This window comes from Streptomyces luomodiensis, from assembly GCF_031679605.1.
Taxonomy (GTDB): Bacteria; Actinomycetota; Actinomycetes; order Streptomycetales; family Streptomycetaceae; genus Streptomyces; species Streptomyces luomodiensis.
Genome location: NZ_CP117522.1, coordinates 1,153,602 through 1,173,373 on the forward strand (window position 1 = coordinate 1,153,602; position 19,772 = coordinate 1,173,373).

The 19,772-nt window shown below is 71.9% G+C and carries 17 protein-coding genes; 10 read left to right on the top strand and 7 right to left on the bottom strand.

Annotation, left to right across the window (positions count from 1 at the left end):
• Nucleotides 1–5: 5 nt before the first annotated feature.
• On the bottom strand, nt 6–836 hold the full coding sequence (locus PS467_RS04650; RefSeq protein ID WP_311034119.1) for a twin-arginine translocation signal domain-containing protein: 831 nt from the start codon (nt 834–836) through the stop codon (nt 6–8).
• Between the two features lie 167 nt (nt 837–1,003).
• Between PS467_RS04650 and PS467_RS04655 the strand changes: the two genes are divergently transcribed.
• Nucleotides 1,004–2,344 (top strand): MFS transporter, encoded by a 1,341-nt coding sequence (locus PS467_RS04655; RefSeq protein WP_311034120.1) that lies wholly within the window; start codon nt 1,004–1,006, stop codon nt 2,342–2,344.
• 25 nt (nt 2,345–2,369) lie between these two features.
• Here PS467_RS04655 and PS467_RS04660 read toward each other — a convergent pair whose 3' ends face one another.
• Nucleotides 2,370–2,834 (bottom strand): ATP-binding protein, encoded by a 465-nt coding sequence (locus PS467_RS04660; protein ID WP_311034121.1) that lies wholly within the window; start codon nt 2,832–2,834, stop codon nt 2,370–2,372.
• Nucleotides 2,835–3,059: 225 nt separating this feature from the next.
• Here PS467_RS04660 and PS467_RS04665 point away from each other — a divergent pair, with 225 nt between their 5' ends.
• Genes PS467_RS04665 through PS467_RS04675 form a run of 3 tightly spaced genes read left to right on the top strand, consistent with a single transcriptional unit; the run spans nt 3,060 to nt 5,034 of the window.
• Nucleotides 3,060–3,917, top strand: coding sequence for a Sco1979 family transcriptional regulator (locus PS467_RS04665; RefSeq protein WP_311034122.1), 858 nt, complete (start codon nt 3,060–3,062; stop codon nt 3,915–3,917).
• Nucleotides 3,918–3,919: 2 nt separating this feature from the next.
• Entirely contained in the window at nt 3,920–4,219 is a 300-nt protein-coding gene (locus PS467_RS04670) for a DUF397 domain-containing protein (protein WP_311034123.1), read from the top strand.
• Entirely contained in the window at nt 4,216–5,034 is an 819-nt protein-coding gene (locus PS467_RS04675) for an SAM-dependent methyltransferase (protein ID WP_268970170.1), read from the top strand. The genes PS467_RS04670 and PS467_RS04675 overlap by 4 nt, the downstream gene beginning before the upstream one ends.
• A gap of 60 nt (nt 5,035–5,094) precedes the next feature.
• On the opposite strand, the gene PS467_RS04680 is transcribed toward PS467_RS04675, so the two are convergent.
• Both PS467_RS04680 and PS467_RS04685 read right to left on the bottom strand, forming a co-directional pair.
• The gene (locus PS467_RS04680; protein ID WP_311034124.1) at nt 5,095–6,507 is read right to left on the bottom strand and encodes a sensor histidine kinase; all 1,413 of its coding nucleotides are present in this window, start codon (nt 6,505–6,507) and stop codon (nt 5,095–5,097) included.
• The gene (locus tag PS467_RS04685; RefSeq protein ID WP_268970172.1) at nt 6,507–7,211 is read right to left on the bottom strand and encodes a response regulator transcription factor; all 705 of its coding nucleotides are present in this window, start codon (nt 7,209–7,211) and stop codon (nt 6,507–6,509) included. The genes PS467_RS04680 and PS467_RS04685 overlap by 1 nt, the downstream gene beginning before the upstream one ends.
• A 177-nt stretch (nt 7,212–7,388) precedes the next feature.
• Here PS467_RS04685 and PS467_RS04690 point away from each other — a divergent pair, with 177 nt between their 5' ends.
• Complete coding sequence (locus PS467_RS04690; RefSeq protein WP_311034125.1) at nt 7,389–8,654, top strand: glycosyltransferase family 4 protein; 1,266 nt, start codon at nt 7,389–7,391, stop codon at nt 8,652–8,654.
• A gap of 48 nt (nt 8,655–8,702) precedes the next feature.
• Here PS467_RS04690 and PS467_RS04695 read toward each other — a convergent pair whose 3' ends face one another.
• Nucleotides 8,703–10,181, bottom strand: coding sequence for an SDR family NAD(P)-dependent oxidoreductase (locus PS467_RS04695; protein ID WP_311034126.1), 1,479 nt, complete (start codon nt 10,179–10,181; stop codon nt 8,703–8,705).
• A gap of 359 nt (nt 10,182–10,540) precedes the next feature.
• Between PS467_RS04695 and PS467_RS04700 the strand changes: the two genes are divergently transcribed.
• Entirely contained in the window at nt 10,541–11,899 is a 1,359-nt protein-coding gene (locus PS467_RS04700) for a type I glutamate--ammonia ligase (protein ID WP_311034127.1), read from the top strand.
• Between the two features lie 3 nt (nt 11,900–11,902).
• Complete coding sequence (locus tag PS467_RS04705; RefSeq protein ID WP_311034128.1) at nt 11,903–13,069, top strand: amidohydrolase family protein; 1,167 nt, start codon at nt 11,903–11,905, stop codon at nt 13,067–13,069.
• Nucleotides 13,070–13,089: 20 nt separating this feature from the next.
• On the opposite strand, the gene PS467_RS04710 is transcribed toward PS467_RS04705, so the two are convergent.
• Nucleotides 13,090–13,986 carry an IS982 family transposase gene (locus PS467_RS04710; protein WP_311034129.1) on the bottom strand — a complete coding sequence of 299 codons (897 nt, stop codon included), beginning with the start codon at nt 13,984–13,986 and terminating at the stop codon, nt 13,090–13,092.
• A gap of 329 nt (nt 13,987–14,315) precedes the next feature.
• Between PS467_RS04710 and PS467_RS04715 the strand changes: the two genes are divergently transcribed.
• From PS467_RS04715 to PS467_RS04725, 3 genes are all read left to right on the top strand, one after another.
• The gene (locus tag PS467_RS04715; RefSeq protein ID WP_311034130.1) at nt 14,316–15,107 is read left to right on the top strand and encodes an SDR family NAD(P)-dependent oxidoreductase; all 792 of its coding nucleotides are present in this window, start codon (nt 14,316–14,318) and stop codon (nt 15,105–15,107) included.
• Between the two features lie 124 nt (nt 15,108–15,231).
• Entirely contained in the window at nt 15,232–17,625 is a 2,394-nt protein-coding gene (locus PS467_RS04720; protein WP_311034131.1) for a GH92 family glycosyl hydrolase, read from the top strand.
• Between the two features lie 83 nt (nt 17,626–17,708).
• A complete protein-coding gene (locus PS467_RS04725) occupies nt 17,709–18,764 on the top strand; it encodes a zinc-dependent alcohol dehydrogenase family protein (RefSeq protein ID WP_268970179.1) in 1,056 nt (351 codons plus the stop codon).
• A 106-nt stretch (nt 18,765–18,870) separates the two neighbouring features.
• On the opposite strand, the gene sigJ is transcribed toward PS467_RS04725, so the two are convergent.
• Complete coding sequence (sigJ, locus tag PS467_RS04730) at nt 18,871–19,761, bottom strand: RNA polymerase sigma factor SigJ (protein WP_268970180.1); 891 nt, start codon at nt 19,759–19,761, stop codon at nt 18,871–18,873.
• Nucleotides 19,762–19,772: the final 11 nt, after the last annotated feature.

Consider the following 19,772-nt stretch of genomic DNA (forward strand, 5'->3'; position numbering starts at 1 on the left):
TGCTCTCAGGCGGTGCGGTTCCGGCCCACATAGACGTTCCGGGCCCGGTAGTAGGTGTCACCGCTGGGGCCGGAGGAGCCCGAGGAACCCTCCATCTGGAGGTTGATGATGAGCCAGAGCGGTTTGCCGACGAATCCGGCCCCACGGTGGACCGCTTTCCAGACCCCGTCGAGATAGTAGTGAATGTCCACATCGCTGCCGTTCACCTTGGTGATCCAGGCGCGATAGGCATGCCAGTCGCCCGGTGCGGAAACTCCGACAATGGTGCTCGATACGTCCGATGAGGTGCGGAAGGTGTTGAACCAGTTGTTGGAGTTCCCCTTGAATTCCAGGATGTCGCTCTCCGGCGGCCAGTTGTTCACCCCGGTGAGCCAGAAGGCGGGCCAGGTCCCCGCCGCGCTGGGCGCCTGGAATTCGCCCTTCACCTCGTAGTCGGGGAACTGGTCGGTCACCACGATCTGGTTCTTGGCGTGCACCGCGCCGGAGTGATACCGGATCGGCAGATACGGGGAGGCGGAGCTGGTGCCCTCGTCCCAGGTGATCCGGGCCGCCTTCAGGGTGAGCACTCCGGAGGCGAGCGTGATGTGGTTGTGGTCGCTCGTGCTGCCGTACATCCGGGCGCTGCCGTTGTGGTCGGAGCCCCAGGGGTAGAGGTAGTTCCACTCCGATTCGAAGGCGCTGTAGCTGCCGAAGGATCCGTTGATCACGTCTTCCCAGGTCGCGGCCGGGGCGGCGGCCGCGGGGCGGGGCCATCCGGCCAGGGCGGCCGCACCGCCGAGGGCCGCCGCCCCACCGAGGAATCTCCTGCGTCCGTACGACTCGCTCCGTGCTGACATGCCGTTCACGGCTGCCTCCCGAAGTTCGAAACTTCGAACACAAGCCAACAGGAGTCATCACAATCCCAACGGGCTCGTACAACGTCAACCGCCGCCGTCGCACGTATTTTCCAACCGGCCCTCCACGGGGTAGGGGTGTGGAGATCACCCGCTCACTAGGAGACCCCGTGACCGACAGCGCTCCCCCAAGTCCAGCCCGCACCCCATGGCGAGCCGTGATCGGCGGCTCGATCGGCAATCTCGTCGAGTGGTTCGACTGGTTCGTCTACGCGAGCTTCGCCACCTACTTCGCCGGAGCCTTCTTCCCCAAGGGCAACGACACCGCACAGCTCCTCAACACCGCCGGGATCTTCGCGGTCGGCTTCTTCATGCGTCCCGTCGGCGGCTGGCTGCTGGGCCGGTTCGCCGACCGGCGCGGCCGCAAGGCGGCGCTCACCCTGACCGTGACGCTGATGTCGGCCAGCGCGCTGCTCATCGCCATCGCCCCGACCTATGACCAGGTCGGCTACTTCGGGGCGGCCGTGCTGCTGGTGGCGCGGCTGCTGCAGGGGCTGTCGGTCGGCGGTGAGTACGCGGCCAGCGCCACCTATCTCACCGAGGCGTCCCTGCCCGGCCGCCGCGGCTTCGTCTCCAGTTTCCAGTACGTGTCGATGACGATGGGTCAGCTGATCGGCCTCGGCCTCCAGATCGTGCTGCAGCACACCATGTCCGATGACGCGCTGCACTCCTACGGCTGGCGCATCCCGTTCATCTTCGGCGCCGTGGCCGCGGCCGTGGTCTTCTGGCTGCGGCGCAACCTGCTGGAGACCGATGTCTACACCGAGGAGGACACCCGTCAGGACAACGAGCGGGGGACGCTCGGCGAGCTGCTGCGCCACCGCAGGGAGGCGGCGCTGGTCATCGCGTTGACCATGGGCGGCACGGTGGCGTACTACACGTACACCACGTATCTCACCAAGTACCTGTCGAACACGGCCGGGATGAGCAAGTCCGACGCGTCGCTGGTCAGCTTCTGTGCCCTGTTCCTGTTCATGCTGTTGCAGCCGCTGGCCGGATCGCTCTCGGACCGGATCGGACGCCGTCCGCTGCTGATCACCTTCGGTATCGGCTCGATGCTCGGCACCGTCCCCATCATGACCGCGCTGTCGCACGCCGACTCCTTCGTCGGGGCGCTGCTGCTCTCGCTGGCGGCGCTGGTCATCGTCACCGGCTACACCTCGATCAACGCCGTGGTGAAGGCCGAGCTGTTCCCCACCCATGTCCGGGCGCTCGGGGTCGCCCTGCCGTACGCGCTGGCGAACGCGCTGTTCGGCGGCACCGCGGAGTATGTGGCGCTGTGGTTCAAGAAGGGCGGTGCGGAGTCCGGGTTCTACTGGTACGTCTCGGCGTGTGCCGCCGTCTCGCTCATCGTCTACCTCACCATGCGGGAGACCCGCGACACCGCTCTCACCCGGGACCGGGCCGACGGCCCGGCCGCCTCGGGGAAGCAGCAGAAGAGCGCGGTGTGACGCCGCGACGGCGGGCGGGCGCCGGCTAGCCGACGGCCACGCTCATCTGGGCCCAGACGACCCGTCCGCCGTTCAGGCCCGGCCGGTCCCCCCACGCGTCGACCAGGGCGCGGACCAGCGCGAGTCCGCGTCCGCTCTCATCCTCCAGACCGGCCACCCGCGGTGTGGGGACGGCCGGTCCGCCGCCTTGGTCGGCGACCTCGACATACAGCATCCGCCGCTCATGGGCGCGCAGCAGACAGAGGATCTGCTCGCTCCCGGTGTGCACCAGGGCGTTGGTGAACAGCTCGGACATCACCAGCTCGGCGGCGTCGCAGACATCCTCCCGGAACCCCCACTCCGGCACCCGCGACCGCACCCGGTGCCGGGCGACGGCGACCGAGGTCCCTCTGGCGGGCAGCTGGAACCTCTCTTGACGGAGGGCGGAGTCAACGCTCCCGGCGTCCAGGTGGTGGGCCATCGTCGAGCGTTGACGCAATGCCACGGCCATGTGCCTTCCGTCCGTCTACCTGTGGGGGCGTGAATGCCGTACGTGAATGCCGCAAGTACGCGACACAGCAGTCACGTTGGACTGGTCACACCTGTCACTATCGTTGCTGTAAGCATCAGTTGGCAAGGTGCGATCTGCAAAATGCAGAATAGCCAGAGCACTCTGTTCCCCTCACCTCGCACATGGCACACTGACTCCTGAAAAGACCGTCCCAGGAGGTACGACGTGGGTGAAGCGCGATCTGCCCCGACCGTCGGGCAGATGGTCCTCGGCATGCGACTGCGGGACCTTCGCGAGAAAGCCGGCGTCAGCTACGACCAGGCTGCCAGGGCGCTGCACGTCAACCAGACCACGGTGCGCAGGATGGAGAAGGCCGAGGTCGGCCTGAAACTCCCCTACGTCGAGAAGCTGCTCCAGACCTACGGCGCCGAGCAGGAGGAGATCGACTCCTTCCTGGCACTCGCCGAGGAGGCCAACAGGCCCGGCTGGTGGCACCGGTTCCGCGATGTGCTGCCGGACTGGTTCAGCCTCTATGTGAGTCTCGAGGGCGCGGCGAGCCGCATCCGCGCCTATGAGCCGCACTTCATCCCCGGGCTGCTCCAGACCGAGGAGTACGCCCGCACCCTGCTCTCCATCGGCTTCCCCCACGGGTCCGACCGGGAGCTCGACCGCCGGGTGGCCCTGCGGATGGAGCGCCAGGAGTTGCTCAACCGCCCGGACGGGCCCCACCTGTGGGTCGTGATGGACGAGACGGTGCTCCGCCTGTCCATCGGCGGCCCGGACGTGATGCGCGCCCAGATCGACCACCTGATCGAGGCCGCTCAAAGACCCAACGTCACCCTTCAGGTGGTGCCGTTCTCCGCCGGCCCGCACCCGGGCATGGGCGGCCCCTTCCAGCTCTTCCGGTTCCAGATCCCGGAACTGCCGGACATCGTCTACGCCGAGGGCCTGACCGGCGCCGGCTATCTCGACCAACGCTCCGATGTGGTCGCCTATTTGGAAGCCCTTGACCGCATGGGCACCCAGGCCACACCGGCGCGGCGCACGGAGAGCTATCTCCGTGGGATTCGCGAGGAGATCTGACTGTGGATCAGGTACATGTGTACAACGGCATGCCGGCCAAACATCTGGGGACCGAAGGCTGGGCGAAGCCGTGGAGCGGTCCCAATGGCGGTGCCTGCGTAGAGGCCCTGAGGCTGAGCGACGGGCGGGTCGCCCTGCGCCAGTCGACCGACCCCGACGGCCCTGCCCTGATCTACACCCACCATGAAATGGAGAAGTTCATCCAGGGCGCCAAGGCCGGCGCCGCGGATTTCCTTCTCTCACGTCCAGAACCGAACCTGACCACTTCGGCGGGTACCGCACCGGAACGGAGGGCCGCGTGACCGACTACGGACTCGCCCCTGGCCACATCGACACCACCAAGCCGCACCCGGCTCGGATGTACGACTTCTACCTCAACGGCAAGGACCACTACGAGGTCGACGCGGAGGCCGCCGGGAAGGTGCTGGAGGTCTATCCGACCGTCCGGCTCAACGCCACCGTCAACCGGGGCTTCATCCACCGCGCCACCCGCTGGCTGGCCCGGGAGGCGGGGATACGGCAGTTCCTCGACATAGGCACCGGCATCCCCACCGAGCCCAACCTCCACCAGGTCGCCCAGGAAGCCGCCCCGGACGCCCGGGTGGTCTACACCGACAACGACCCCATCGTGCTGGCCTACGCCCAGGCGCTGCTCACCGGCACCCCCGAGGGCCGTACGGCGTACGTGGAGGCGGATGTGCGCGACCCCCAGCGGATCATGAGCGCCGCCGAGCTGCATGAGACGCTGGACCTGGCCAAACCGGTGGCGATCTCGGTGAACGCGCTCTTCCACTTCATTCCGGAGGAGGACAAGCCCTACGAGATCATCCGTGAGCTGATGGCGCCCCTGGCCTCGGGCAGCTATCTGATGCTCACCCACTCCACCCATGACTTCTCGGAGGAGACCTGGCGGAACGTCGTCCAGGTCTACGCGGAGAGCGGGATCTCCTTCACCACCCGCTCCAAGAGCGAGGTCGGGGCCTTCTTCGATGGTCTGGAGCTGGTCGACCCGGGCGTGTCCGAGCCGCAGCACTGGAAGCCGGACGCCGGGGAGCGCCCGGAGGACATCCGCAGCGCGGACATCAACATGTGGGCCGGAGTGGCCCGGAAGCCCTGAGTCCCGGCCATCGTGCCCCGGCCGGCCGGGGCATGACGGCCGGGACTTCGCGGCGCGGTGCTACGGCGCTTCCGCGCCGTCGCCGACCGTGAAGCCCAGTATCGCGCCCCCGCCCGCCCGCGACCGGGCGAAGACGGTGCCGCCGTGCGCGAGGGCGACCTCGCGCACGATGGCCAGGCCCAGTCCCGAACCGGGCAGGCTGCGCGCTCCGGGCGCGCGGTAGAAGCGGTCGAAGACGCGCTCGCGGTCCTCCTCGGCGATGCCCGGACCCCGGTCGCGGACCTCTACCCGGCGGCCGCTGATCACCACCTCGACGGGCTCGGTGCCGTCCTGGTCGAACTTGGCGGCGTTCTCCACCAGGTTGGAGATCGCCCGCTGGAGGGTGGCCGGGCGGCCCGTCAGCCGGGTGTCGCCCTCGGCCCGTACGGTGATCTCCCGGCCGGTGCGGCGCCGGGCGAGGGTCACGGCGGTGGTGGCCACCTCCGCCAGCGAGACCTCCGTACGGGGCTCGTCGTCCCGCTGTCCGGCCGCCAGCTCCACCAGCTCGTTGACCAGGTCGGTCAGCTCCCGGGTCTCCCCCGCCAGGTCGGCCAGCAGATCCTCGCGCGCGGGCCCCGGCAGCTCCTCGAAGCGGCGCAGCAGCGAGACGTTGGTGCGCAGCGAGGTCAGCGGGGTACGCAGCTCATGCCCGGCGTCCTGGACCAGCCGGCGCTGGTCGTCCTTGGAGCGCGCGAGCTGTCCGAGCATGCCGTCGAAGGCCCGCCCGAGGCGGCCCACCTCGTCGTCCCCGGCGACCGGCACCGCCACCTCCATCCGGCCCGTGGCGGCCACGCTCTCGGCGACCCGGGTCAGCCGCACCAGCCGCCGGGTGATCCGCCCGGCCAGCCACCAGCCGGCCAGTCCGGCGGCCAGGATGACGGCGACCACGAACAGCGCGGTGCGCTTCTGGAGCTCCCGCAGCAGATCCTCGGTGTCGCTGAGCTGCTGGGCCACCTGGACCGCTCCGGTGCCGTCGCCCACGGCCACCGTGGCCATCCGGTACTGCTCCCCGCCGATGCCGATCTCGCGCCGCACCAGGGTGCCCGCCGTCCGGGAGGCGGCGATCCCGCGGTCCTCGTCGGCCACCGGCAGCGGGGGCTTGCCCGCGTCGTAGACCGTGCCCCGGCCGTTGATCACCTGGACGTCCATCCGGCTGATCCGGCGCAGATCGTCCCTGAGGTCGTACGGGACGGGCACGGCGGACTCGGAGGGGTACTGCCGCAGGACCACCTTGTCGCCGCGGACCTGGCTGCGCAGATCGTGGACGACATCGTCGAACGCCGACTGCTGGTCCACCCGCACCAGCCCGGCCGCCGCGTCATAGCTGAGACCGCCGACCAGGAGCGTGACCACGGAGGCCACCGCCGCGAAGGAGAGCGCGAAGGTGGTCCGCAGACTGGGCCGCCCGCGGCGGAGCGGCCAGAGCCGCGCCATCACTCCTCCCGCAGGGTGTAGCCGACCCCGCGCACCGTGTGGATCAGCGGGGTGCGTCCCTCCGGATCGACCTTGCGGCGCAGATACCCGATGTAGACGGCGAGGTTCTTCGAGCCCGGTCCGAAGTCGTAGCCCCAGATGCGGGCGTAGATGGTGGTGTGGTCCAGCACGATGCCCGCGTTGCGCGCCAGCAGCTCCAGCAGGTCGAACTCGGTACGGGTCAGCTCCAGCTCCGTATCGCCGCGCCAGACCCGCCGCGCCCAGGGGTCCAGCCGCAGATCCGCGACCTCCAGCACCCCGTCGACGGCGGCGTCCTCCGGCGCGGTCTCCGGGGCGGGGGCGGCGCGGCGCAGCAGCGCGCGCAGCCGCGCGAAGACCTCCTCGACCTCGAAGGGCTTGGCCACGTAGTCGTCCGCGCCGGCGTCCAGGCCCTCGATCCGGTCGGCGGTCTCGACCCGCGCGGTGAGCATGAGGATGGGGGTGCGGTCGCCCTCGGCGCGCAGCACCCGGCACACCTGGAGTCCGTCCACGCCCGGCATCATCACATCCAGGACGATCACGTCCGGACGCTCTCGGTGGATGGCCGCCAGCGTCGCTATGCCGTCGGGCACGGCGGTGACGCGGTACCCCTCCAGGGTCAGGGCGCGTTCCAGGGCCTGGCGGATGGCACGGTCGTCCTCGGCGAGCAGCACGGTGTTGGTCACACCATTGAGTCTGCCAAGGTCACAGCTGTGCCCGCGCCGGGCGGGGGTGCCGGGCGGGGCTTCTTACCCCGCTCTCACCTTCTTCACGCGACCGGCTTACCGGGCCCGGTCAAGGTGTCCGCCAGGTTCCGTGGGGAACTCGCCCCGGGGATGCAACCGGCCGGAGAAGAACACCGCATGAAGATCGCTTTGTTGCTGCACAACGCCTACGGGATCGGCGGAACGATCCGGACCACGATGAATCTGGCGGCGGCGCTCGCCGACCGCCATGACGTGGAGATCGTCTCGATGATGCGCCATCGCCAGACGCCGCGTTTCGCCCTCGACCCCCGGGTGCGGCTGGTCCCCCTGGTGGACACGCGCCCGGACGGCGAGGACGCGAAGGACCCGCTGTTCTCCCAGGCCAGCCAGGATTTCCCGGCCGCCGAGAAGCGGCACCACCAGTACAGCCGGCTGATCGACACACGGGTGGCGGCGTATCTGCGCGGCTGCCCGGCCGATGTGATCATCGGCACCCGGCCGGGGGTGAACGTCTACATATCCCGCTTCGCCCCGCGCCGCGCGCTGCGCATCGCCCAGGAGCATCTGCGGCATGACGCGCACAGCAAGAAGCTGCGGGCGGAGCTGGCCTCGCACTACCGGGCGCTGGACGCCGTCGTCACCACGACCGAGGCGGACGCCGCGGTCTACCGCGCGAAGATGCCGATGCCGGGGGTGCGGACGCTGGCGATACCCAACAGCGTCCCCGAACCGGCCGTCGCCCCTTCCGAGGGCACCGCGCCGGTGATCGCGGCGGCCGGGCGGCTGGTCCCCGGCAAGCGCTTCGACCTGCTGATCGACGCCTTCGCCACGGTCGCGGAGAAGTACCCGGACTGGCAGCTGCGGATCTACGGCGGGGGCGCGGAGAAGGAACGGCTCGCGGCGCGGATCGAGCGGCTGGGCCTGACCGGGAGCGCGGAGCTGATGGGGTCCCGCTCCCCCATCGAGGCGGAGTTCGCGAAGGCGTCGCTGGTCGCGGTCGCCTCGGACGCCGAGTCGTTCGGGATGACGATCGTGGAGGCCATGCGCTGCGGGGTGCCGGTGGTGAGCACCGACTGCCCGCTCGGCCCCGGCGAGATCATCCAGGACGGGGTCACCGGACGGCTCGTCCCCACCGGTGACGAGCAGGCGCTGGCGAACGCCCTGATGGACCTGATCGCCGACGCCCCGGGGCGGCGGGCGATGGGCGCGGCCGCCCTGGAGCGCTCCCGGGCCTACGACCCGGCGCCGATCGCCCAGCGCTACGACCGGCTCTTCACGGAGCTGGAAGCGAGCCGGTTCGCCCGCTCCTGGGAGCGCGGCCGGGCCACCACCCGCACCCGCTTGGGGCGCCTGGCCCGTCGCCTCGGCGTCTCCCCGGGCCGTCGCCGGGCCCCGGCGGCGCGCAAGGAGGCGAGCGCATGACCGCTGGAGCCGCGGCCGCCTGAGCGGCGCCCGGCGCTGCCGGGGCGGCTACCAGGACGTCGGGGCGTAGTCCTTCAGGAAGCAGCCGAAGAGGTCCTCGCCGCGCTCGCCCCGCACGATCGGGTCGTAGACCCGCGCCGCGCCGTCCACCAGGTCGAGGGGGGCGTGGAAGCCCTCGGCCGCCAGCCGCATCTTGTCCGGGTGCGGGCGCTCGTCGGTGATCCATCCGGTGTCGACGCTCGTCATCAGGATGGCGTCGGTCTCGAACATCTCCCGTGCGCTGGTGCGGGTCAGCATGTTCAGCGCGGCCTTGGCCATATTGGTGTGCGGATGGCCCGCCCCCTTGTAGCCGCGGCCGAACTTGCCCTCCATCGCGGATACGTTCACCACGTACTTGCGCCGGGCGGGCGAGGCGGCCATCGCCGGGCGCAGCCGGCTGACCAGGATGAACGGCGCCGTCTCATTGCACAGCTGCACCTCGAGCAGCTCCACCGGGTCCACCTCGTCGACCCGCTGCACCCAGGTGTTGGTCGGGTCCAGGTCCGGCACCAGCCCGCCCGCGTCGATCGCGGTCCCGGCCTCGATCCGGGCCGGTGAGGCGGAGCCGCGGGTGAGGGCGAGGGCGGTGAGGTCCTGCGGGGTGAGCGCGCCGTCCCGTGGAGTGCGCGGCGCCGGCAGGGCCGCCTGGGCGCCGCTGCCGAAGGCGCCCAGGACCAGGGACTCGGGAAGCTCCCCGGCCGGGAGCGGCGCCGACTCGCCCGCTATCAGCTCCGCGTACGCCTGGGGCGTGCGGCGGACGGTCTGGGCGGCGTTGTTGATCAGGATGTCCAGCGGGCCGGCGGCGCTCACCGTGTCGGTCAGCGCGATGACCTGGGCGGGGTCACGCAGATCGATGCCGACGACCTTGAGCCGGTGCAGCCACTCGCCGCTGTCCGGCATGGCCTTGAAGCGGCGGATGGCATCGTTGGGGAACCGGGTGGTGACGGTGGTGTGGGCGCCGTCGCGCAGCAGCCGCAGCGCGATATACATGCCGATCTTCGCGCGGCCGCCGGTGAGCAGCGCACGACGGCCGGTGAGATCGGTCCGCGCGTCGCGGCGGGCCCGGTTCTCGGCGGCGCAGTCACGGCACAGCTGGTGATAGAAGGCGTCGACCTCGACATACCGGGCCTTGCAGACATAGCAGGAGCGGGGGCGCCGCAGGATGCCCGCGATTTCCGTGGAGACGGAGCTGGTGAGCGCGCGGCCCAGCGTCTCGTCGTCGATCCGGTCGGCGGCACCGGTGGCGGTGGCCTCGGTCACGGCCTTGTCATGGGCGGTCTTCGCGGCCCGCCGCTCCTGGCGCCTGCGCTGCTTCACACTGCGGTAGATCCCGGAGGTGGCCCGGCGGACCGCGATCGCGTCCGGGTGGTCGATCGGCAGCCGGTCGAGTTCCGCGAGGACGCTCAGACAGGTCGCCAGCCGCTCCGGGTCGATGCCCGGCTCCTCGGCCGCCGCCCGCTCGGCCCGGCCCTCGTCAGTCACCGTCATCGCCGCTGCCGCTTTCTGGTTCGCCTGATCCCCTGGATAACGGCGAAACTTTACGGAAGCCGGGGCACATGCGCCAAACCGCGGCCCGCCTCCCCCTCCGGACCCGCCGCCGCCCGGGTCGTCCCGTGGGACACCACTCGGCGCCTCGGACGCCGGCACCGCCGCCGGATTGGCCGAAACCGCTCCCCGCGAAGAGCGGACCGGTCCCGCCGGCCCCCTCGACGTCCCGGCCGACGGTGTCAACCTCCGACCGGCATAAGCCACCGTCACACCCCGTATGCGGGCGGGACGAACGCGTCACCACAAGAGGGTTCTCAGGCAATAGTCTCGGCATACAGGCCGTGGCTGAGGAGGCACCCATGGAGACCGGCGAGCGCGAGCAGGCATACGCACGGGCACGGCAGGAGGCCGAGCGGCTCACCGCGAACGGAATCCAGGGCGTCGCGCTGACCTGGGTGGACAACGCGGGTCTGACCCGGGTGAAGTCCGTGCCCGCCGCGCGGCTGCCGCAGGCCGCGCGGCGCGGGGTCGGGATGTCCCCCGTCTTCGACGTCTATCTGGTGGACGACTCCATGACCACCAGCCGCCATGTCGGCGGCCCCGACGGCGATCTGCGGCTCTTCCCCGACCTGGACCGGCTCACCCCGCTGGCCGCCCAGCCCGGCTGGGCGTGGGCCCCGGTCGACCGGTACGACCAGCGGGGCCGGGCGCACCCCGTCTGCCAGCGGCTGTTCGCCCGGCGGATGGCCGAGCGGGCGCGGGAGCGGGGGCTGACCGTCCGCATGGGGTTCGAGACGGAGTGGGCCGTCACCTCGGGCGATCCGGACCAGGACCCCCCGCGCTACCCCACCGCGGGTCCCGCGTACGGCATGGCGCGGATGACCGACCTCTCCGACTACCTCGCCGGGCTGCTGGGCGCGCTGGAGGCACAGCGCGTCGAGGTGCACCAGCTGCATCCGGAGTACTCACCGGGGCAGTTCGAGGTGTCCCTGGCGCCCGCCGATCCGGTCGGCGCGGCCGACCTGGCCGTGCTGGTGCGGGAGACGGTCCGGGCGTGCTCCGGGCGCGCCGGGCTCAACCCGGTGTTCGGGCCCGTGGTGGAGGCGGGCGGGGTGGGCAACGGCGCCCATCTCCATCTGAGCCTGTGGCAGGGGGACCGCAATCTGTGCCGGGACGGCGACGGGCCGCACGGTATGACGGCGACCGCCGAGGCGTTCCTCGCCGGGGTGCTGCGCGCGCTGCCCGCCCTGCTCGCCATCGGCGCCCCCTCCCCCGCGAGCTATCTGCGGCTCGAACCGTCCCGCTGGGCCGGCGCGTACCAGTGCTGGGGCCTGGAGAACCGGGAGGCCGCGGTGCGCTTCATCACCGGCGCCCCGGACGACCCGGGGGCGGCCAACGCCGAGATCAAGTGCTTCGACCCGGCGGCCAACCCCTATCTGGTGGTGGGCGCGGTCATCGCCGCGGGCCTCGGCGGGCTGGACTCCGGGCTCACCCTGCCCCCGCCGGTCTCCGGCGACCCGGCGGTCGAGGGCCGCGAGCGGCGGCTGCCCACCTCGCTGCTGACGGCGCTGGAGCACTTCGAGGACGCGACGGTGCTGCGCGAGGCGCTGGGCGATCCGCTCTTCGAGTCCATCGCCGCGGTGCGCCGGGCGGAGGCCGCCCTGTTCGAGAAGTCGTCCCCCAGGGAGATCGCGGTCGCGACGCGGAGGCGGTACTGACCCATGGAGGCCGCCGAGCAGACGGATCCGACCGAGCCGCCGCTGCCGCCCCTGGTGGACCACCACTGCCACGGGGTGGTCCGCTCCGAACTGGACCCGGCGGCGTTCGAGGCGTTCCTGACCGAATCCGACGCGCCCGCGGCGCTCGGCACCACGTTCTTCGACAGCCAGCTGGGGTTCGCGGTGCGCCGCTGGTGTCCGCCGCTGCTGGATCTCGAACCGCACTGCTCGCCCGCCCGCTACCTCGCCCGGCGGCGTGAGCTGGGCGCGCCGGAGGTGACCCGGCGGCTGCTGAGCGCCGCCGGGATCACCGAGTTCCTGGTGGACACCGGGCTGCCGGGCGATCTGACCACCCCTCGGGAACTGGCCGTCGCGGCCGGCGGCACCGCCCATGAGATCGTCCGGCTGGAGCAGCTGGCGGAGCGGATCGCCGACACCTCGCCGACCGCCGACGACTTCCTGGCCGGGGTGACGGACGGGATACGGGAGGCGGCCCGTACGGCGGCCGGTTTCAAGTCGGTGGCCGCCTACCGCTACGGACTGGACTTCGAGCCCGATCCACCGGACCCCGGCGCCGTGCACGCCGCCGCCGGGCGCTGGCTCGGCCGGCGCGGGCAGGACGGCACCGCCGCCCGGGTCACCGACCCCGTGCTGCTGCGTCATCTGCTGTGGTCGGCGGCGTACACCGGGCTGCCGCTGCAACTACACACCGGATTCGGCGACCCCGATCTGCGGCTGGACCGCTGCGATCCGCTCGCCCTCACCGACTTCGTCCGCGCCGTGCGCCCCACGGGCTGCACGCTGATCCTGCTGCACGGCTATCCGTACCACCGCGGCGCCGCCTATCTGGCCGCCGTCTTCCCGCATGTCTACGCCGATGTGGGGCTGACCCTGTCGCACACCGGGGCGCGGGCCGGGGCGGTGCTGGCCGAGATGCTGGAGCTGGCCCCCTTCGGCAAGGTGCTCTTCTCGACCGACGCCTATGGGCTGCCCGAACTGTACGTGGTGGGGGCGCGGCTCTTCCGGGAGGCGCTGACCGGGCTGTTGACCCACTGGGTGGCGGAGGGCGCCTGGTCCCGCCGGGACGCCCGCCGCGTGGCGGCGCTGCTGGGCGCGGACAACGCCCGCCGCGTCTACGGCCTCAGCACTCCCACTCACCGCGACGGCTAGACGAGTAGTTCCGATATGGCTCAGTGGTCGTAGGCGATCAGTGAGCGGGTGATGGGTGCGCCGATGCTGCGGTTCTGCCATATCGCGCAGGTCATCGCTAGGATCCGCTGAGCCACGCGGACGCCGACGCCTTCGATGGTCCGGCCGCCATGCTGTTCCAGGTCGAGCTGGCCCTTGAGGGTGTCGTTGACCGACTCGATCAGCTGGCGCACCGTCTTGAGCAGGCCCTCTCCCGGCCGCGGGGTGCCGCGGTTGCGGTAGGAGGGCCGTAGCAGCTGGATGCCGCGGGCGGCCAGGAAGCGGTCCAGTTCGGCGGCGATGTAGCCCTTGTCAGCCAGGATCAGCAGGCCCGGACGGTCAGCGGCCAGGTGCGGTTCATTGTCGATCAGCGCGGCCAGCACCTGCCGCTCGTCGATCTTGGGGTCAGCCAGAGCCCACGCGACGGGCAGACCGGCCGGGGTGCACACCAGGTGCAGCTTCAGGCCCCAGTAGAAGCGTGAGTGGGATCGGCAGTAGCCGTAGTTGGCCCATCCAGCCAGGTCGGAGCGTTTCACGGTCTCACGCGAGCGAGCGCACTCAACGGGCGTGGAGTCCACGATCCACACCGGGTCCAGCCACAGGTCGCAGTCGCTGGCCAGGGACCGGATGGCCTGCTTGACCAGACCCAGGGCGGCCCGCAGACGCTTGTTGTAGGCGGGCCGCTGTGGCAGGTAGGGGAACAGCCCGTGCAGGTGGGCGTGGGCGAAGCGCAGCCAGCGAGCCTCGCAGTGAAAGCCCAGCATGGCCTGGGCCACGGCCAGGGTGATCAGTTCTGCGTCGGTCAGCCGGGGCGGCCGACCACGCCACCGCGAGGTCTTCAAGCGGTCGTCGATGTGCACATACAGTGCGGTCAAGAGGGTGTCTAACTCGGTCGTCACAACCCGATGTTGGACACCCTCCCCGCGTTCGTGAACCCCGCATTCGGAACTACTCGTCTAGGTGTGCTGCCCGGGGTCGTTGGTGACGGGCGACCTCGCGGCGGACGGGCTGCGCGCAGCCCGTCCGCGCCCGGAGGCGGCGGCCCGGAGACACGGCGGGCGGCTGGACGCCGACCCGCGCGCGCCCAGCGGCGGGCGGCGGGAGGGCCGGGCGGCACACCGCCGCGGGCGCATCGCGCGGGGACGAAAGGCGGGGTGCGTGCCCGGCGCGGAGCGTATCCGCAGTACCGTGCCCGGCACGTACTCGACCGTGCACCGGAGGAAATCGCATGCGGATCGGCGGCACGACCGTCCTGCTCACCGGGGCCACCGGCGGCATCGGGCAGACACTGGCCCGCGCGCTCGCGGCCAAGGGCGCCAGGCTGCTGCTCACCGGGCGCCGCGAGGAGGTGCTGCGACCGCTGGCCGAGCGGCTGGGCGGCCGGGCGATCGTCGCCGATCTGGCCGAACGGTCCGATCTGGAGCGCCTCGTCGAGGAGGCGGCCGAGGCCCGGATCCTCATCGCCAACGCCGCCCTGCCCTCCAGCGGCCCGGTCCTGGAGTACCGGTCGGAGGAGCTGGACCGCGCCCTGGACGTCAATCTGCGCGCGCCGATGCTGCTGTCCCGGATGATGGCGCCGCGCATGGTGGAGTCGGGGTCCGGCCACCTGGTGATGATCGGCTCGCTGTCCGGCCGTACCGCCTCCCCCGGCGCCGCGCTCTACAACGCGGCCAAGTTCGGGCTGCGCGGGTTCGCCCTCGGGCTGCGGCAGGACCTGCACGGCACGGGGGTGGGGGTCTCGCTGGTGCAGCCCGGATTCGTGGGCGACGCCGGGATGTTCGCCGAAGCGGGCGTGTCCACCCCCGCCGGGGTCCGTACGATCTCCAGCCGGCGGGTGGCGGCCGCGACCGTCCGGGCGATCGAGCGGAACCGGGCCGAGGTGAACGTGGCCCCGCTGGAGCTGCGCCTGGGCAGCGCCCTCGGCGGGCTGTTCCCGAGCCTGGCCGAGCGGGCCCAGCGCGGTGCGGGCGCCGCCACGACGTCCCGCCGGCTCGCCGACGGACAGCGCGACAAGCGATAGCGCCGTGGCCGTGCGCGGGCGGTGCCGAAAAACCGTCCGCGCAGGGGCCATTGACACCACCCTGCCCCCGTGCCAAAGTTTCGCGACCTTGGTCAGACAACGTTGTCAAACGGAGGTGCGTCCCATGCGGTCGCTGATCGGTGGAATCCGTGCCCGTGCGGCGGGCACGGTCGCGGGCGTGATGACGGCGGCGCTGCTGGGCGGCGGTCTGCTGGGACCGCCAGGGGCGGCGGCCGCCGCCCCTCCGGCCGACCCCACCTCGCTGGTCCATCCGTTCGTGGGCACCGAGAACTTCGGCAACACCTTCCCCGGGGCGAGCGCCCCGTTCGGCATGGTCCAGGTCAGCCCGGACACCGGCGGTCAGGGCGGCTACGACTACGACCAGAACGCCATCCACGGCTTCAGCCAGACCCATCTGTCCGGCGTCGGCTGCGGGGTGGCGGGTGAGCTGCCCATCATGCCGACGACCGGCGCGGTCACCGACGTCGACCCGGACCACTACCGCTCCACCTACAGCCACGACGACGAGGAGGCCACCCCGGGCTACTACCGGGTGGGCCTGAAGAGCTACGACATCGACGCCGAGCTGACCGCGACCCAGCGCACCGGCTGGCAGCGCTACACCTTCCCGGCCACCGGCGCGGCCAATGTGCTGTTCAACACCGGCAAGGCCAACCAGAAGGTGTTCGACTCGGAGATCCGCGTGGTCGGTGACCGGACCGTCGAGGGCCGGGTGCGGGCCGGCAACTTCTGCGCCGGGAAGGACCAGCACACCGTCTACTTCACCGCCACCTTCGACCGCCCCTTCGCCTCCTACGGCACCTGGCGCGGCACCACCCCCACCCCCGGCTCCCGCGAGGCGGCCGGAGAGGGCGGCAACGGCGCCTGGGCCACCTTCGACACCACCCAGGACCGGGATGTCGTGGTCAAGGTCGGGCTGTCGTACACCGGGCCGGAGGGCGCGGTCAAGAACCTCGCGGCGGAGACCGGGGACTCCTACGACTTCGACGCCACCCGCGCCGCGCTGCACGACACCTGGCGGGAGAAGCTCGACGCGATACGGATCGGCGGCGGCACCCAGGAGCGGCGCAGCGCCTTCTACACCGCGCTGTACCACGCCCAGCTGCACCCCAATGTGGCGGGCGACGTGGACGGCCGCTACACCGGTTTCGACGGTGCGACGCACACCGCCTCGGGCTACACGCCGTACCAGAACTTCTCGCTGTGGGACACCTACCGGCCGCAGAACCAGCTGCTGGAGCTGCTGGAACCGGGGGTGGCCCGCGATGTCGCGCTGTCCGTCGTCGGCATCGGCCGGGACGGCGGCTGGCTGCCGCGCTGGGCGCTGGCCAACAGCGAGACCAACATCATGACGGGCGACCCGGTGACCCCGTTCCTGGTCGAGGCGTGGTCCAAGGGCCTGCTGGCCGGGCACGAGGAGGAGGCGTACGCGCTGCTGAGGAAGAACGCGACCAGCACCCCGCCCGCCGATTCGCCCTACAACGGCCGCTCCGGCATGGACTACTACCGCGAGCTGGGCTACGTCCCCTCGGGACTGGAGCTCGGCACCGACTGCGCCCACAAGGGCGGTGACAACGACTGCGTCCACCCCGCGTCGGCCACCCTGGAGTACTCCGCCGCGGACGCCGCGCTCGCCCTGATGGCCCGGGGGCTCGGACACCGCGCCGACGCCCGGATGTTCGCCGAGCGCGGCCAGACGTACCGCACGCTGTGGGACCCGTCGATCGGGCAGTTCCGGCCGCGCACGGCCGACGGCGCGTGGGTGACCCCGTACGACCCGGTGGCGGCGGGCCGGCAGTTCCACGAGGGCGGCGCCTACCAGTACCAGTGGCTGGTGCCGCAGGACCCGGCCGGTCTGGTGGAGCTGATGGGCGGCAGGCGCGCGACCGAGCGGCGGCTGGACGACTTCTTCGTCTACGACAAGCTGCTCACCGACCCGTCGGGCACCGCCCGCCAGGACTGGATCTCGGCCCCCTACGACTACTACGGCAAGCCCACCTACAACCCCAACAACGAACCCGATCTGCATGCGCCGTACATGTATCTGTGGGCGGGCGCGCCCGCGAAGGCGGCCACCGCGGTGCGGGCGGCGATGACCCTGTTCACCACCGGGCCGGACGGGATGACCGGCAATGACGACCTCGGCACGATGTCGGCCTGGTACGTCTTCTCCTCGCTGGGCCTGTACCCGACGATGAGCGGCGGCAACTTCCTCGCCGTGTCCAGCCCGCAGTTCGCCTCGGCGGTGGTCCGCGTCGGGCACTACGGCACCCGGCAGGGCGGCACGCTGACCGTCACCGCTCCGGGCGCGAGCGACGCCAAGCGCTATGTGCGGAGCGTCTCGCTGAACGGCCGGAACGTGGCGCGCACCTGGCTGGACTGGGACCAGGTCGCGCACGGCGGGAAACTGGCCCACCGGCTGTCCACCGAGCCGTCGGCCTGGGGCACCGGCCGGGGCGCGGAGCCGCCGTCGGTGGGGGCCATCCGCAAGGGCTGATACCGGCCGGTTGTGGTGTAGGTTCTAGGGCCCGCCCGGACATTCGGGCCATGGGGGGTGTGTTCGAGCGAGGGAGCGGGTCCATGCGTGCTGTGGTGTTCGACGACTTCGGGCGCCGGCCCGAGGTCCGGAGCGTCGAGGATCCCGCTCCCTCCCCGCGCGGCGCGGTGATCCGGGTCGAGGCGACCGGGCTGTGCCGCAGCGACTGGCACGGCTGGATGGGACACGACCCGGACATCCGGCTGCCGCACGTGCCCGGCCATGAGCTGGCCGGGGTGATCGAGGAGGTCGGCCCCGGCGTCCTCAACTGGCGGCCGGGGCAGCGGGTCACCGTGCCGTTCGTCTGCGCCTGCGGGCGCTGTGCCGCCTGCGCGGAGGGCGACCAGCAGGTGTGCGAACGGCAGACGCAGCCGGGGTTCACCCACTGGGGCTCGTTCGCCGAGTACGTCGGGATCGAGAACGCCGATGTGAACCTGGTGGGCCTGCGGAACGAGCTGTCCTTCACCACGGCCGCCGGTCTGGGCTGCCGCTTCGCGACCGCCTTCCGCGCCGTCGTCGCCCTGGGCCGGGTCGCCCCGGGCGAGTGGGTCGCGGTGCACGGCTGCGGCGGGGTGGGGCTGTCGGCCGTGATGATCGCGGCCGCGGCCGGGGCCCGGGTGGTGGCAGTGGACATCTCCCCGCGAGCGCTCGCCCTGGCCGACCGGTTCGGCGCGGCGGTGTGCGTGGACGCGGCGTCCACTCTCGGCTCGGTGGCGGAGGCGGTCGCGGACGCCACGGGCGGCGGCGCCCACCTCTCGCTCGACGCGCTGGGCTCGCCGCGGACCTGCGCGGCGTCCATCAAGAGCCTGCGCCGCCACGGCCGCCACGTCCAGGTCGGGCTGCTGCCACCGGCCGCCGGGACGCCGATGATCCCGATGGACCGGGTCATCGCACTGGAGCTGCGGCTGCTGGGCAGCCACGGCATGGCCGCGCACGCCTACGGCCCGATGATGGCGATGGTCGAGGCCGGTTCGCTGCGGCCGGATCTGCTGGTCACCGATGTCATCGGGCTCGACGAGGCCCCGGAGGCGCTGGCCACGATGGCGTCCGGGGCCAGGAGCGGGGTCACGGTCATCGAACCGCACCGCGCCCGCCCCTGACGGGTACACCGCACCGCGCCCGCCCCTGACGGGTACACCGCACCGCGCCCGCCCCTGACGGGTGGGCTGACGGGCCGTTCCGCACGGCCCGTCCGTCCGGGCGGCGTCAGTCCAGGCCGGTCAGGTCGAGCCGGTCCAGCCGTGCGGGGTCGGCCAGCACGTCGATCGCCGCGATCCTCCCGTCCACGACCGTGAAGGCCAGGACCGAGAACGGCCGCCCCGCCCGGGAGCCGACCACGCCCACGGCGCCGTTGACGAGCGCGGGCCGGGTGAGCACACCCGTGCCGCCGTGGCGGGAGAAGGTGAGCGCCTGGTCCGCCACGGCTGCCGCGCCCCGCACCTCACGCGGGGCGAGGGCGGCCGCGCCGCCGTAGTCGGCGCGCAGCACCACATCCGGGTCGAGCAGCGCGATCAGCCCCTGGAAGTCGCCCTCGTGCGCGGCGGCGAGGAAGGCGTCCACCACCGCGCGCTGCCGGGCCAGGTCCGCGTCGGGGACCGGGGCCGCGCCCCGCACCCGGCGGCGGGCGCGGCTGGCGAGCTGACGGGCGGCGGCCGGGGTGCGGTCGACGATGGGGGCGATCTCGTCGAACGGCACACCGAACAGATCGTGCAGGACGAAGGCCAGCCGTTCGGCCGGGGCCAGCGTCTCCAGGACGACCAGCAGGGCGAGGCCGACCGAGTCGGCCAGCAGCGCGCGGTCCTCGGGGCCGGGCCCGCCCTCGCCGCTGATGACCGGGTCGGGGAGGCGCACCCCCAGTGGCTCCTCGCGCCGGGCGGTGCGGACGCGCAGCATGTCCAGGCAGACCCGGCCGACGACGGTGGTCAGCCAGCCGCCCAGGTTCTGCACCGCGCCGGTGTCGGAGCGGCTGAGCCTCAGCCATGCCTCCTGGACCGCGTCGTCCGCCTCGCTCAGCGAGCCCAGCATGCGGTAGGCTACCGCCCGCAGATGGCCGCGGTGGGCCTCGAAGCCCTCCGCCAGAAGGTGGTTGTTCTTCATCGCTCACATCC